Source organism: Cupriavidus sp. PB-02, from assembly GCF_058252315.1.
On the sequence record NZ_CM177694.1, the window covers coordinates 3,037,899 to 3,051,145 of the forward strand.

Here is a 13,247-nt window from a genome sequence, read left to right on the forward strand (position 1 = left end):
ACACCGATAATCCCGTCACTTCTGTCGCTTATCGATGCAGGAATAGGCTGCAACGCTGGCCGCACGACATTCTTCCTTGCTACCGAACAACTACCACCGCTTGCCTTCTGCCGTTCCCAGCAGCGGGCGCAATTTCTCGGCAATCGCCTCGCGCGCACGGAAGATGCGCGAGCGTACGGTGCCGATCGGACATCCCATCGCTTCGGCGATCTCCTCATAGCTGAGGCCCTCGATCTCGCGCAGCGTGATGGCGGTCCGCAATTCCTCCGGCAGTGCTTCCATCGCTCGGTTCACCGTCTCGGCAACCTGGCGCGTGTGAAGCATCGACTCCGGCGTATTGATATCCCTTAGTTGCTCACCGTCCGCAAAAGTTTCAGCCTCTTCTGCATCGATATCGCTGGACGCTTCCGGGCGGCGGCCCTGGGTGGCCAGATAGTTCTTGGCCGTGTTGACGGCGATCCGGTACAGCCACGTATAGAAGGCCGACTCCCCGCGAAACTGGGGCAAGGCACGGTATGCCTTGATAAAGGCATCCTGCGCCACATCCTCGACTTCGGCGGGGTCCCTGACCAGGCGCGAGATCAGGCGAATGATCTTCCGATGGTATTTGGTCACCAGAAGTTCAAAGGCCCGCTTATCGCCCTGCTGGACGCGTTCAACTAGGAGCTGATCGGCTTCGCGTTCGCTCACGTATGGCTCACCTGCAGTGTATCTCTTGGTTTGGTCGTCACGACAAACGTTGTATTTTACCTACGATTCAGGACTCGCCCGGTGAAGCAACGCGCCTCCTGTGACCGCAAGCTAACAAAATCGTTCCCCAGCCGCCGGAACTGGTTGCACCCGCAGTGCAACTCTGGCGTCACGTTGCAACCGTCGCACCATGCCGGCCGAGGCCGCTTGCCAGGGGAGAAAGATGGCGCCCGGCACTCCAGGCGCGCCGGAAGCGAAACGCACGACAGCAGTACCACCGGCGTGCCAGCAGGCGCGAACCACAGTCTCGCGCCGGACACCGCCGGGACCTTCCAGCCGGATCCGCAGCGGTCCCCTGCCATCGGCAGCCGGCAGCACGGCCACACAGCGCCAGCGCAAGGCACGCCACCAGCCGCGCCACGCCCGCACTGTCCCCGCACCGGCAAGCACGAGTGCGGGCGCCAGGGCGGCGCGCAGCCATTGAAAGCCCGCCGGGCTGGCGGCGACCGCATCGGCCAGCGTCAGCGCAAGCAGGCAGAGCGCCGCAACTTCTGCGGCGCAAAACACGAACAGGGCCCACCGCAACGGATGGACCCTGTCCTGGCGCAGCCCGCGCAGGGCCCGCCTCAACCACGGATCAGACGCGGCGGAAGACAAGCGTGCCGTTGGTGCCGCCGAAACCGAAGTTGTTCTTCACCGCCACATCGATCTTCATGTCACGCGCCGTGTTGGCCACGTAGTCCAGGTCGCACTCGGGATCCTGGTTGTCGATGTTGATGGTCGGCGGCGCTACCTGGTTGTGCAGCGCCAGCACGGTGAAGACCGATTCCAGCCCGCCGGCGCCGCCCAGCAGATGGCCGGTCATCGACTTGGTCGAATTCACCACCATCTTGTAGGCCTGCTCGCCGAACGCGGCCTTGATCGCATCGGATTCGTTCTTGTCGCCCAGCGGCGTGGAGGTGCCATGGGCGTTCAGGTAATGCACCTCGTCGCCGTTGATGCCGGCGTCCTTCAGCGCATTGACCATGCAACGGCGCGGGCCGTCCATGTTGGGCGCGGTCATGTGGAACGCGTCGCCGCTCATGCCGAAGCCGATCAACTCGGCATAGATGCGCGCGCCCCGCGCCTTTGCCGACTCGTACTCTTCCAGCATCATCACGCCGGCGCCCTCGCCCAGCACGAAGCCGTCGCGGTCCTTGTCCCACGGACGCGAGGCCGCCGCCGGATCGTCGTTGCGGGTCGACAGCGCACGGGCCGCGGCAAAGCCGCCGATGCCCAGCGGCGACACGGTCGACTCGGCGCCGCCGGCCAGCATGGCGTCAGCATCGCCGGCCTGGATCAGGCGCGCGGCCAGGCCGATGCTGTGCAGGCCGGTGGTGCAGGCCGTCACCGCGGCCAGGTTCGGGCCCTTGATGCCGTGGATGATCGACAGGTGCCCGGCGATCATGTTGATGATCGAGCCCGGCACGAAGAACGGCGAGATGCGGCGCGGACCGCGTTCGGTCAGCACCGCGTGGGTTTCTTCGATCATCGGCAGGCCGCCGATGCCCGAGCCGACCAGCACGCCGATGCGCTCGGCGTTGGCTTCAGTCACTTCCAGGCCGCTGTCCTTCAGGGCCTGCGTACCTGCCGCGATGCCGAAATGGATGAAGGCATCCATATTGCGGGCTTCCTTGGCCGGAATGTAGTCCTCCGGATTGAAGCCCTTCACTTCACCGGCGAAGTGCACGGAAAGCGCGGAGTGATCGAATTTGGTGATGGTGGCGATGCCGGACTTGCCGGCAACCAGGTTGGCCCAACCTTCGGCAACCGTGTTTCCGACCGGAGACACAAGGCCAAGCCCAGTGACGACGACGCGACGACGGCTCACTATGTTTTCCTACGGGTGTATGAAGCGGGAGCGGAGCGGTGGATCAACCTGCGGCCCGGCCGGCTGGCCGCGCGGCGAGGCACGTTCCATTCTGCTTCTTCGAACAGACGAAAGCCACAGAAAACAGCAAGGCGAGGCCGCGACGGCCCGCCCACCTGCCTTCTGTGGCTCGGAATTCAGAGACGACGGGCTTAGGCCTTGACGTGCGCGGTGGCGTAGTCGATAGCCTGTTGCACGGTCGTGATCTTCTCGGCTTCCTCATCGGGAATTTCCATGCCGAATTCATCTTCCAACGCCATCACGAGTTCAACCGTGTCCAGCGAGTCTGCACCGAGATCGTTCACGAACGAGGATTCGTTCTTGATGTCTGCCTCGGCCACGCCAAGCTGTTCTGCCACGATTTTCTTGACGCGTTGTTCGATATTGTCCATGTAACCCTCCAGGGAAGTTCGACAAAAAGTGGGCGCATTTTAGCAGGTTTGAGACGACAGAAATGCCGCCTGCCAAGCTTTGCAAGAATTGCGCCCGTTTGGTTCGGAAAACTACCACTTCAGATGGCTTCTTCCGGCTTTTCCCCCGAAATCTGCCACCCAAAAACCCATTAATTCATGTACATCCCGCCGTTTACATGCAGCGTGGTGCCGGTGATGTACGCGGCCTGCGGACCGGCCAGGAAGGCCACCGCATTGGCAATATCTTCCGGCTGACCCAGGCGCCCCAGCGGGATCTGCGTCTTGAGCGAAGCATGCTGCTCTTCGGACAGCGCCTTGGTCATGTCGGTGTCGATAAAACCCGGCGCGACGCAGTTCACTGTCACGTTGCGGCTGCCGATTTCCGCAGCCAGCGAACGGGTCATGCCCGCCACGCCCGCCTTGGCGGCCGAGTAGTTCATCTGGCCGGGGTTGCCGACCGAGCCCACCACCGAGGTGATATTGATGATACGGCCCTGGCGTGCCTTCATCATCGGGCGCAGCACCGCGCGCGACAGGCGGAATACCGAGGTCAGGTTGGTCTGGATGACCGCCAGCCAGTCCTCGTCCTTCATGCGCATTGCCAGTTGGTCCTGCGTGATGCCGGCATTGTTGACCAGCACGCCGATGCCGCCATGCGTCTTGACGATCTCGTCGATGAGCGCGTCGCAAGCGGCCGCGTCATTGACGTTCAGCACGGCGCCCTTGCCCTTCAGGCCTTCGGTGCCGAGGTAATCGGTGATGCCGGCCGCGCCGGCATCGCTGGTGGCGGTGCCGATCACAGTAGCGCCCTGGCGGGCCAGTTCCAGCGCAATGGCACGGCCGATGCCGCGCGAGGCGCCGGTCACCAGCGCAACCTGGTTTTCGAGAAGTTTGGTCATGCGGAGTGTCCTTTCGTCCTTACGCTGACTTCAGCAGTGCCAGCGTGTCTTGCAGCGAGGCCGGATCGAAGATCGCGCCGCCGGTCAGGTTGCCGTCGATGCGCTTGGTCATGCCGGCCAGCACCTTGCCCGGGCCGCACTCGATCACGTGCGTGACGCCTTCGGCGGCCATCTTCTGCACGCACTCGACCCAGCGCACCGGCGCTGCGGCCTGGCGCACCAGAGCGTCCTTGATTGCGTCCGGGTCGTTGACGATGGCCACGTCGACGTTGTTCACCAGCGGAATCGACGGCGCGGCGAACCCCAGCCCGGTCATCCGCTCGCGCAGGCGGTCCGAGGCGGGCTTGAGCAGCGACGAGTGGAACGGCGCCGACACCGGCAGCGGCAGCGCGCGCTTGGCGCCCTTGGCCTTGGCGATTTCGCAGGCCTTCTCGACCGCGCCCTTGTGGCCGGCGATCACCACCTGCGACGGTGCGTTGAAGTTGACGGCCTCGACCACGCCCGCGGCCGATGCTTCGGCGCACGCGGCGCGCACATCGTCGTCGGACAGGCCCAGGATCGCGGCCATGCCGCCCTCGCCCACCGGCACGGCTTCCTGCATCGCCTGCGCGCGGAAGCGCACCAGCGGCACCGCCTCGGCGAACGGGATCACCCCCGCGGCTACCAGCGCCGAGTACTCGCCCAGGCTGTGGCCGGCAACCAGTGCCGGTGCCGGGCCACCGGCGCCCAGCCAGGCGCGGTAGATCGCCACGGCGGCGGTCAGCATCACCGGCTGCGTGTTGGTGGTCAGGTTAAGTTCTTCGGCAGGGCCTTCGGCGATCAGGCGGCCGAGGTCCTGGCCGAGCGCAGCCGAGGCCTCTTCCACGGTGGCGCGCACCACGGCGTTATCAGCAAAGGCATTGAGCATGCCGACCGACTGCGAACCCTGGCCGGGAAATACGAAAGCGAATTTCATCGGATTGGAACCCTAATAAGAAACCGGTGACCGGCGCCGCGGTCACGCAGGCCATGGCGCCGGCCGCATATTACATGCGCAGCAGCACCGCACCCCAAGTGAAGCCACCGCCGACGCCTTCCATCAGCACGGTGTGGCCCGGGCGGATGCGGCCGTCGCGCACCGCGACGTCCAGCGCCAGCGGGATCGACGCGGCCGAGGTGTTGCCATGCTCGTGCACGGTGGCGACCATGCGCTCGGCGGGCAGGCCGAGCTTCTTGGCGGTGCCTTGCATGATGCGGATATTGGCCTGGTGCGGGATCAGCCAGTCGACCTGGGCGGGTGCCACCGCGGCGGCCTCCATGGCCTCGCGCGCGACCTTGTCCAGCACGGTCACGGCCAGCTTGAACACGGCCTGGCCGTCCATGTGCAGGAACGCGTTGCCCGTGATATTGCCGCCGGCAACGTTGCCCGGCACGCACAGGATGTTGACATGGCTGCCGTCGGAGTGCATCGCGCTCGACAGGATGCCCGGCTCTTCGGAAGCCGACAGCACCACCGCGCCGGCGCCATCGCCGAACAGCACGCAGGTGGTGCGGTCGTTGAAGTCCAGGATGCGCGAGAACACCTCGGTGCCGATCACCAGCACGTTGCGGTGCGAGCCGCTGCGGATGAACTTGTCGGCCGTGGCCAGCGCGTACACGAAGCCCGAGCACACGGCCTGCAGGTCGAACGCCGCGCAGTGGTTGGTGATACCCAGCTTGTCCTGCACGATGCAGGCGGTGCTGGGAAACACGAAGTCCGGCGTGGAGGTGGCGACGATGATCAGGTCGATGCTCTGGCGGTCGATGCCGGCAGCCTCGATGGCCTGCTCGGCCGCCTTGACCGCGAGGTCGCTGCTGGTCACATCGGGATCCGCCCAGTGGCGTGCCGAGATACCGCTGCGCGAGACAATCCAGTCGTCGCTGGTCTCGATGCCCTTCTCGGCAAGCTGCGTCGCCAGATCATGGTTGGTCACACGCCGCGGAGGCAGGTAGCTCCCGGTACCGATGATTTTTGCGTACTTGGTCATGTAGTGTCGGATCGTATATCCCGCGGGCGCCGGCTACAAACCGCGGCGGCCGGCGCGTGGCGCTCAGGCGACGTGGGGGCTGGGATGCGTGCTCGGCGCCTCTGTCTCCGGGGCGGGCTGTGCAGCGCCGTTGGCGCTGGATTTGTCGGCGAAGGCCCGTGCGATACGGGGAATCACGCCATTCTTGGCGGCATCATACCCGCGTTTGATTGCCCACTCAAAAGAATGGGCATCGGCCGAACCGTGGCTCTTGATCACCAGCCCGCGCAGACCCAGCAGCGACGCGCCGTTGTAGCGCGCCGGGTCGAGCCGCTTGGCCAGCCGCGACAGCACCGGCATGGCCACGGCCGCGAGCAGCTTGGTGAACCACGAGCGGGTGAATTCTTCCTTGATCATGCTGCCGATCATCTTGGCTAGGCCCTCGCTGCTCTTGAGTGCCACGTTGCCGACAAAGCCGTCGCAGACCACGATGTCGGTCGTGCCCTTGAAGATGTCGTTGCCTTCCACGTTGCCATAGAAGTTCAGCTCCGAGGCGCGCAGAAGTTCACCCGCGCGCTTGACCACCTCGTTGCCCTTGATGACTTCCTCGCCGATGTTCAGCAGGCCCACCGTCGGGTGTTCCTTGTGATCGACCACGGCGACCATGGCCTCGGCCATGCGGGCGAACTGCAGCAGGTGTTCGGGTTCGCAGTCGGCGTTGGCACCAAGATCCAGCACCGTGGTGCCCCAGCCTTGCTGGTTCGGGATGGTAGTGGCGATGGCCGGCCGCTCGATGCCTTCGAGGGTCTTCAGCACATAGCGCGACACCGCCATCAGCGCGCCGGTATTGCCGGCGGAGATGCAGGCGCCGGCCTGGCCTTCCTTGACCTGCGTGACGGCGACGCGCATGGAAGAGTTTTTCTTCTTGCGCAGCGCCACCTCGACCGGGTCATCCATGGTGATGACCTCGGTGGCCTCGACGATGCTCACGCGCGCGTGGTCCAGCGCGTGCAGCTTTTTCAGCTGCGCCCGGATGGCATCCGGCAAGCCGACCAACACCATCTCGGCATCGTCATGGCGGGAGAGAAAACTGATCGCCGCAGGCACCGTCACGGCCACGCCGTGATCGCCGCCCATGCAGTCGATAGCGATTTTGATCGTCATTGTTCCTGGTACGGATAGCGCAGCAGCGCGCGCCACGCCCGGCGGGAATCCCGAGCGCCCAACAAAAAAGCGGCAACGATCTTGCCGCTTTTTTGTGTCTGACCGTTTCTTGTCCGACCTACAGGCATGCGCTAGCGAGACGCAATGTCACGCCGAACGAAGCTATCAGTCGTTCTTGGTCTTGATGACCTTGCGGCCACGATAGTAGCCGTTCGGGCTCACGTGGTGACGCAGGTGGGTTTCGCCGGTGGTCGGCTCAACTGCCAGCGGCGCTGCCGACAGGTGATCGTGCGAACGGTGCATGCCGCGCTTGGACGGCGACTTCTTGTTCTGTTGAACTGCCATGATGACTCCTTCGAGAATTTTTCAATATTAACACACGCATCCCGCCCAAGGCGTAGCCGGGGCCCGGCCGGATGCTGCAACGACACCTGAAGACCTTGCCGTCAGCCGCGATCGGCGTCAGTGCTTGTTCTTCAGGCCGGCCAGCGCCGCAAAGGGCGATGGCCGCTTTTCTTCCTCAGGCTCAGCCTCGGGCTGCGCCTCGCCGTCCGAACCGGTCACGAGGCTTTCGTGTACCGTCGGGCAGACGTCATGCTTGGGTGCCACCGGCAGTGCCAGCAGCACTTCATCTTCAATCAGTTCCAGCAGCGAGAAACGCTTCGAGCCGGCGATCACGTCGACTTCGTCGTCATCCATCGGCGCGGCGTCGGCCGCTTCGTCGCTTTCCGCCACCTCGAAGCGCGTGGCCGTGTCGACCGGCTCGGCATACGGGTCCAGGCAGCGCTGGCACTCCAGCCAGATCCGGCCCTGCACGCTCACGTCGAGGAACAGCCGCTGCGCCACCGGGGCGCCGGGCTCGGCCGCCTCTTCGCGCACGAAACCGGTGGCCGTAAAGGCAAACGTCTCATCGGGTGCCGAGGCTGGCGCTTGCGCGGCCGTCTCGGCTAAGATGCGCGGCAAATCCCGCACCGTCACGTCGCCGGCCAGGCTTTCACCCTTCCGGCAAAACGCGAAGAGATCGAGCGCGCGCAAGTCAACGGGCTGGGTCGGCTGGGTCATGTGCGTGGCTCCGGTCGCAATTCAATGACTGGTTCGCCACAATCCTAGCCTGCGGGACTACGGGCCGCGCACATTGGCGGCACAGCGCCCGGATGCGGATGCGGCAAAATACGCGATTATACGACGTAAACCATTTCGAGGTCAAAGGTCTTACTCCCTTGATCCACACGCCTTCCTGTTTCGTTTCAATCACTTATGTCTCCAGATCCCCGTCCCAAGCTGATCCTTGGCTCCGGCTCGCCCTACCGGCGCGAGCTGCTGGCGCGGTTGCGCATTCCGTTTGAAGTGGCAGTGCCCGACATCGACGAAACGCCACTGGCCGGCGAAGCTCCCGAGGCGACCGCGCTGCGGCTGTCGCAGCGCAAGGCCGAAGCCATCGCCGCGCGTCACCCCGGCGCCCTGGTGATCGGCTCCGACCAGGTGCTGACGCTCGACGGCGAGCAGATGGGCAAGCCCGGCACCCAGGACAAGGCCGTGGCGCAGTTGCGCCGCATGCGCGGGCGCACTGCCACCTTCCATTCGGCACTGTGCCTGCTGGATGCCCGCACCGGGGCCGCGCAGCTCGCCGACGTGCAGACCCGCGTCACCATGCGTGACCTGACCGATGCCGAGATCGAGACCTACCTGCGGCTTGAGCAACCCTATGACGTCGCCGGCAGCGCCAAGTCTGAAGGCCTGGGCATCGCGCTGCTTGAACGCGTCGAGTCGGACGACCCCACCGCGCTGGTCGGCCTGCCGCTGATCGCGCTGACCGGCATGCTGCGCCACGTCGGCTACCCGCTGCTTTCCGTATAAGAGGGGCGAGCCAACCATGAGCGGCATCCTTTACCTGATCCCCAACACCCTTGGCAAGCGCGACGAAGCCGACCCGCTGGCTGACGTGATCCCGGCCGGCGTGCAGCAGATCGCGGCCGGGCTCGATTACCTTGTCGCCGAGAACGCCAAAACCGCGCGCGCCTTCCTGAAGAAGCTGGGCGAAACCACGCCGCTGGCGCGTCCGATCCAGCAGATCGAGATCCGCGAACTGAACGTCAACACGCGCCCCGATGCGCTGGCCAACCTGCTCGCCCCGATCGCAGCCGGCCGCGACGGCGGCCTGCTATCCGAGGCCGGCGTGCCCGCCGTGGCCGACCCCGGCGCGGAGCTGGTGCGGCTGGCGCATGGGCGCCGCATTCGCGTGCGCCCGCTGGTCGGGCCCAGCTCGATCCTGCTGGCGGTGATGGGCTCGGGCCTGAACGGCCAGAGCTTTGCCTTCAACGGTTACCTGCCGGTCGATGCCGGCGAGCGCGCGCAGCGGCTGCGCGAGCTGGAACAGCGTTCGCGCAAGGCCAGCCAGACGCAGGTGTTCATTGAAACGCCCTACCGCAACGCGGCGCTGCTGGACGCCATGCGCCAACACTGCGCGGGGACCACGCTGCTGTCGGTGGCAGTGGACCTGACGCTCCCGGGCGAGACCATCGTCACGCTGCCGCTGTCGGACTGGCGGCCTGACCGGCTCGAGCTGCACAAGCGCCCGGCGATTTTCTCGATGCTGGCGGTGTAGCAAAACAACAAGGGGGCGCGAGCCCCCTTTGTTGTTGACGACTGCCCTGCCGCAAAGCTCAGTGCATGCCCTGCATGCGCGTGCTCCACAGCATGGTCTTCATCGCCGCGGTGCCCACGGCGGCGCCGAAGCGCTTGGCCACGCGTTCGGCGATGTTCTCCTTGACCGTGTAGTCGATAATGTCCTCGGCCTTGAGCACGTCGCGCGCGACGGAATCGGCGGTGCCCAGGGCGTCGGCCAGGCCCAGTTCAATGCTGCGCTCACCCGACCAGAACAGGCCCGAGAACAGCTCAGGATCGTTCTTGAGCCGGTCACCGCGGCCTTCCTTTACCACGTCGATGAACTGCTGGTGGATTTCCTTGAGCATCGTCTCGGCATAGGCTTTTTGCCTGGGCACCTGCGGTGAGAACGGGTCGAGCATGCCCTTGTTGGCGCCCGAGGTGTACAGCCGGCGCTCCACGCCGAGCTTGTCCATCAGCCCGGTAAAGCCGAAGCCGTCCATCAGCACCCCGATCGAACCGACGATGCTGGCCTTGTCGACATAGATCTTGTCGCCCGCCGCGGCCACGTAATAGCCGCCCGAGGCGCAGATCTCCTCGACCACCACATAGAACGGCTTGGACGGATAGAGCGCGCGCAGCCGGTGGATTTCGTCGGTGATGATGCCGGCCTGCACCGGCGAGCCGCCCGGCGAGTTGATCTTGAGGATCACCCCGGCCGCGTTGGTGTCGGCGAACGCCGCCTGCAGCGAGGCGTTGATCGATTCAGCGCTGGCTGGTGTGCCCGCGGCGATCTCGCCTTCAAGCGTGACCATCGCGGTATGGCGGCTGGCGGTGCTGATACCGTCACTCTTGAAGTCGAACAGCGCAATAAAGATCAGCGCCAGCAGCGCCAGGCCGACCAGGCGGAAGAAGATGCGCCAGCGGCGCGCCGCGCGCTGCTCGCGCAGCGATGCAGTCAGCACCCTTTCCAGCACATCGCGTTCCCAACCCGAGCCGCCCACCGGCCCGCCCGCGGTGGCACCGGCCATGCGCGCCTTGCGCTCGCGCGCTTCATGCCGCGCGGCGTCGTCGCCGGCGCGCAACTCGTTTTCCAGTGGGTAGTCCGCGTGTGGTGCGGTGACCAGGCGCTCGGATTCCGGCGGCTGCGAATCGTCGCCCGGGGCACCCTGGCCCGCCGCCTTGCGCTCGTCCGGCTGACCCGATTCACCCGATTCGCCAAAAGGCGGTTTCTGTTGTTCTGTCATGCAAATCGCTCGTGGAAAGGCTTGCAAATACGCCGGGGGCTTAACCTCCCGTCATACCCGTCATTCAGGCATCGTCCGTGCGCCCGGCGATCCGGAACGGGGCCTCGGGCACCCAATAGACCAGGCCATCGCGCTCTTCGATGCGCAGCTTGGCCAGCGACGCGCCGCGGCAGGGCCCGCCAACGCACTCGCCGCTATCCGGCGCATAGACCGCGCCATGAGTGGCGCACATCAAGTATAGGCCCGAGGCATCGAAGAACCTGCCTTCCTGCCAGTCCAGCTCCATCGGCACATGCGCGCACTGGTTCAGGTAGCCATGTACGGCGCCGTCGAAGCGCACCACGAAAGCGCCGATCTCGCGGCTCTCCAGCGCCACCGAAAAGCGCACGCCAAGGCCGCCCTCCTCCAGTTCCCCGGCTGCGCACAGCCGCACCGGCGCCTGGCCGGATACCGCTTCAGGCATGGGCCAGCAGCCAGTCGGTCAGGTCGGCGATCGAGGTGGCGCAATGCACCGGCGCCATCGCCCGCAGTGAATCGCCGGGATGCGCTCCATAGCAGACACCAATGCCAGCTGCGCCGGCATTGGCCGCCATCTGCAGGTCATGGGTGGTGTCGCCGACCATCACCGTGCGCTCCATGTCCTGGCCCAGTTCGCGGGTCAGTTCCTGCAGCATGGCCGGGTGCGGCTTGGAGAAGGTCTCGTCGGCGCAGCGCGTGGCGTCGAACAGGCGGGTCAGGCCGCTGGTGGCCAGCGCGCGCTGCAGGCCGACCCGGGTCTTGCCGGTGGCCACGCCCAGGAAATAGTGCTCGCGGCGCAGGGTCTCGAGCATTTCACGCACGCCGTCGAACAGCACCAGGTCGGCGTCGCGGGTCAGGAAGTGGTAGCGGTAGCGTTCGGCCAAGCGCGGGTAGTCGGCCGGATCGAGCGTTGGTACGGCGTAGGACAGCGCGTCCTTCAGGCCGAGCCCGATGACGTGGCTTGCCGCACTGTCGTCTGGCACGGGCAGGCCCAGGTCGCGGCTGGCAAGCTGGATGCACTTGGCGATGGTCGGGGTCGAATCCATCAGGGTCCCGTCCCAGTCGAAAACGATCAGGTCAAACTGTTGCCTGGCCATGGTAATCCTTGTGATGTTTCACGCACTACCCTACTCCGGGGCGTGCAGATGACGCAATTGTTGCAGGAATCCGACGCATTCGTCGGGCAGCGGCGCTTCCACGGCCAGTGGCTCGCCCGTGGCCGGATGAATAAAAACCAGCCGGTGGGCGTGCAGGAACATCCGCTTGATGCCCGGGTTCGCCCCGGAACGCGCGAGCGACTTGTTCAGGGAGAAGTCGCCGTATTTCTCGTCGCCCACGATCGGGAATCCCGAATGCGCCAGGTGCACCCGGATCTGGTGGGTGCGGCCGGTCTTCAGTTCCGCTTCCAGCAGCGTGAAGCCCCGGAAGGCCTCAACGCGGTTGAACACTGTATGGGAGGCGAGGCCGTCGGCCTGGACCCGCACGCGCCGCTCGCCGTCCGGCGTGCTGTATTTATATAGAGGCAGCTTCACATGCTGGCGCGCGTTCTGGAATTCACCGGCGACACAGGCGTAGTAGCGCTTGTCCATCGCGTTGCCGCGAATCTGCTCGTGCAGGTGCACCAGCGCCGAACGCTTCTTGGCAAGCACCAGGATGCCGGAGGTTTCGCGGTCCAGCCGGTGCACCAGTTCCAGGAACTTGGCCTGCGGCCGGGCCTGGCGTAGTTGCTCGATCACGCCGAAGGCCACACCCGAGCCGCCGTGGACGGCTACGCCCGCAGGCTTGTTGACCACCAGCAGGTGGGTGTCCTCGAACAGCACGGGGAATTCGCTGGCGGGTACATGGGACTTGTCGGATTGTGCCGAAGCCGCCACGCGCATCGGCGGGATACGAACCACATCGCCGGATTGCAGCCGATAAGTCGCGTCGATCCGCCCCTTATTCACGCGAACTTCACCCGAACGCAGCACCCGGTAGATATGGCTCTTGGGGACCCCCTTGGCCACCTTCAGCAGGAAGTTGTCGATGCGCTGGCCTTCGGAGCCTTCGTCAATCGTGACATACGCCACCTGCGGGCTTGCCGGTGCGGCCTCGGCAACCTTTTCAATTTGATGGCGTAACTCATTCATTTTCAATATAATTTCCTCGCTGTCCCGGCCTGGGGCCGGCAGCGCAAGACCTGTGTAAGCGATTAATCTTCGATTTTTCGTTCGATTTTTCGCATTCTACACTTGGGGTCACCGCCAACCCCGTCCGTCTCCCGGTTCTTTGTCCCGCTTCGCGTGATCCGCGAGCGCCAGACGGGCAAATGGCAGTAA

15 protein-coding genes are annotated in these 13,247 nt (G+C 65.2%); 2 read left to right on the plus strand and 13 right to left on the minus strand.

Annotation, left to right across the window (positions count from 1 at the left end; all coding sequences use genetic code 11):
• Window positions 1–90: 90 nt before the first annotated feature.
• The 9 genes from rpoE to AC10V3_RS14280 form a co-directional block, all read right to left on the minus strand.
• Window positions 91–690 carry an RNA polymerase sigma factor RpoE gene (rpoE, locus tag AC10V3_RS14240; RefSeq protein ID WP_010814682.1) on the minus strand — a complete coding sequence of 200 codons (600 nt, stop codon included), beginning with the start codon at window positions 688–690 and terminating at the stop codon, window positions 91–93.
• Between the two features lie 637 nt (window positions 691–1,327).
• A complete protein-coding gene (fabF, locus tag AC10V3_RS14245) occupies window positions 1,328–2,560 on the minus strand; it encodes a beta-ketoacyl-ACP synthase II (protein WP_022535928.1) in 1,233 nt (410 codons plus the stop codon).
• 191 nt (window positions 2,561–2,751) lie between these two features.
• The gene (gene acpP / locus AC10V3_RS14250) at window positions 2,752–2,991 is read right to left on the minus strand and encodes an acyl carrier protein (protein ID WP_008644813.1); all 240 of its coding nucleotides are present in this window, start codon (window positions 2,989–2,991) and stop codon (window positions 2,752–2,754) included.
• A 170-nt stretch (window positions 2,992–3,161) separates the two neighbouring features.
• Entirely contained in the window at window positions 3,162–3,911 is a 750-nt protein-coding gene (gene fabG, locus AC10V3_RS14255) for a 3-oxoacyl-ACP reductase FabG (protein WP_022535929.1), read from the minus strand.
• Window positions 3,912–3,930: 19 nt separating this feature from the next.
• Window positions 3,931–4,866: an ACP S-malonyltransferase gene (fabD, locus tag AC10V3_RS14260; protein WP_349604179.1), complete on the minus strand. Its 936-nt coding sequence runs from the start codon at window positions 4,864–4,866 to the stop codon at window positions 3,931–3,933.
• A 70-nt stretch (window positions 4,867–4,936) separates the two neighbouring features.
• The gene (locus tag AC10V3_RS14265; RefSeq protein ID WP_022535931.1) at window positions 4,937–5,917 is read right to left on the minus strand and encodes a beta-ketoacyl-ACP synthase III; all 981 of its coding nucleotides are present in this window, start codon (window positions 5,915–5,917) and stop codon (window positions 4,937–4,939) included.
• A 63-nt stretch (window positions 5,918–5,980) separates the two neighbouring features.
• Window positions 5,981–7,060: a phosphate acyltransferase PlsX gene (plsX, locus tag AC10V3_RS14270; protein ID WP_022535932.1), complete on the minus strand. Its 1,080-nt coding sequence runs from the start codon at window positions 7,058–7,060 to the stop codon at window positions 5,981–5,983.
• Window positions 7,061–7,225: 165 nt separating this feature from the next.
• Complete coding sequence (gene rpmF / locus AC10V3_RS14275; RefSeq protein ID WP_010814675.1) at window positions 7,226–7,405, minus strand: 50S ribosomal protein L32; 180 nt, start codon at window positions 7,403–7,405, stop codon at window positions 7,226–7,228.
• A gap of 117 nt (window positions 7,406–7,522) precedes the next feature.
• On the minus strand, window positions 7,523–8,122 hold the full coding sequence (locus AC10V3_RS14280) for a DUF177 domain-containing protein (protein ID WP_022535933.1): 600 nt from the start codon (window positions 8,120–8,122) through the stop codon (window positions 7,523–7,525).
• A gap of 195 nt (window positions 8,123–8,317) precedes the next feature.
• Between AC10V3_RS14280 and AC10V3_RS14285 the strand changes: the two genes are divergently transcribed.
• Window positions 8,318–8,917, plus strand: coding sequence for a Maf-like protein (locus tag AC10V3_RS14285; RefSeq protein WP_349604174.1), 600 nt, complete (start codon window positions 8,318–8,320; stop codon window positions 8,915–8,917).
• 16 nt (window positions 8,918–8,933) lie between these two features.
• Entirely contained in the window at window positions 8,934–9,665 is a 732-nt protein-coding gene (locus tag AC10V3_RS14290) for an SAM-dependent methyltransferase (protein WP_022535935.1), read from the plus strand.
• A gap of 58 nt (window positions 9,666–9,723) precedes the next feature.
• Here AC10V3_RS14290 and AC10V3_RS14295 read toward each other — a convergent pair whose 3' ends face one another.
• From AC10V3_RS14295 to AC10V3_RS14310, 4 genes are all read right to left on the minus strand, one after another.
• Window positions 9,724–10,911 carry a S49 family peptidase gene (locus tag AC10V3_RS14295; RefSeq protein WP_022535936.1) on the minus strand — a complete coding sequence of 396 codons (1,188 nt, stop codon included), beginning with the start codon at window positions 10,909–10,911 and terminating at the stop codon, window positions 9,724–9,726.
• A 64-nt stretch (window positions 10,912–10,975) separates the two neighbouring features.
• The gene (locus AC10V3_RS14300; RefSeq protein WP_490922370.1) at window positions 10,976–11,374 is read right to left on the minus strand and encodes a Rieske (2Fe-2S) protein; all 399 of its coding nucleotides are present in this window, start codon (window positions 11,372–11,374) and stop codon (window positions 10,976–10,978) included.
• On the minus strand, window positions 11,367–12,026 hold the full coding sequence (locus AC10V3_RS14305; RefSeq protein ID WP_022535938.1) for an HAD-IA family hydrolase: 660 nt from the start codon (window positions 12,024–12,026) through the stop codon (window positions 11,367–11,369). The genes AC10V3_RS14300 and AC10V3_RS14305 overlap by 8 nt, the downstream gene beginning before the upstream one ends.
• Before the next feature lie 30 nt (window positions 12,027–12,056).
• A complete protein-coding gene (locus tag AC10V3_RS14310; protein WP_022535939.1) occupies window positions 12,057–13,058 on the minus strand; it encodes an RluA family pseudouridine synthase in 1,002 nt (333 codons plus the stop codon).
• Between the last annotated feature and the right edge of the window lie 189 nt (window positions 13,059–13,247).

Bases quoted from the DNA above. Each gene is read 5' to 3' on its own strand.
- acpP (WP_008644813.1), bottom strand. From the start codon at position 2,991: ATGGACAATATCGAACAACGCGTCAAGAAAATCGTGGCAGAACAGCTT.
- fabG (WP_022535929.1), bottom strand. From the start codon at position 3,911: ATGACCAAACTTCTCGAAAACCAGGTTGCGCTGGTGACCGGCGCCTCG.
- fabD (WP_349604179.1), bottom strand. From the start codon at position 4,866: ATGAAATTCGCTTTCGTATTTCCCGGCCAGGGTTCGCAGTCGGTCGGC.
- AC10V3_RS14265 (WP_022535931.1), bottom strand. From the start codon at position 5,917: ATGACCAAGTACGCAAAAATCATCGGTACCGGGAGCTACCTGCCTCCG.
- plsX (WP_022535932.1), bottom strand. From the start codon at position 7,060: ATGACGATCAAAATCGCTATCGACTGCATGGGCGGCGATCACGGCGTG.
- rpmF (WP_010814675.1), bottom strand. From the start codon at position 7,405: ATGGCAGTTCAACAGAACAAGAAGTCGCCGTCCAAGCGCGGCATGCAC.
- AC10V3_RS14280 (WP_022535933.1), bottom strand. From the start codon at position 8,122: ATGACCCAGCCGACCCAGCCCGTTGACTTGCGCGCGCTCGATCTCTTC.
- AC10V3_RS14285 (WP_349604174.1), top strand. From the start codon at position 8,318: ATGTCTCCAGATCCCCGTCCCAAGCTGATCCTTGGCTCCGGCTCGCCC.
- AC10V3_RS14290 (WP_022535935.1), top strand. From the start codon at position 8,934: ATGAGCGGCATCCTTTACCTGATCCCCAACACCCTTGGCAAGCGCGAC.
- AC10V3_RS14295 (WP_022535936.1), bottom strand. From the start codon at position 10,911: ATGACAGAACAACAGAAACCGCCTTTTGGCGAATCGGGTGAATCGGGT.
- AC10V3_RS14300 (WP_490922370.1), bottom strand. From the start codon at position 11,374: ATGCCTGAAGCGGTATCCGGCCAGGCGCCGGTGCGGCTGTGCGCAGCC.
- AC10V3_RS14305 (WP_022535938.1), bottom strand. From the start codon at position 12,026: ATGGCCAGGCAACAGTTTGACCTGATCGTTTTCGACTGGGACGGGACC.
- AC10V3_RS14310 (WP_022535939.1), bottom strand. From the start codon at position 13,058: ATGAATGAGTTACGCCATCAAATTGAAAAGGTTGCCGAGGCCGCACCG.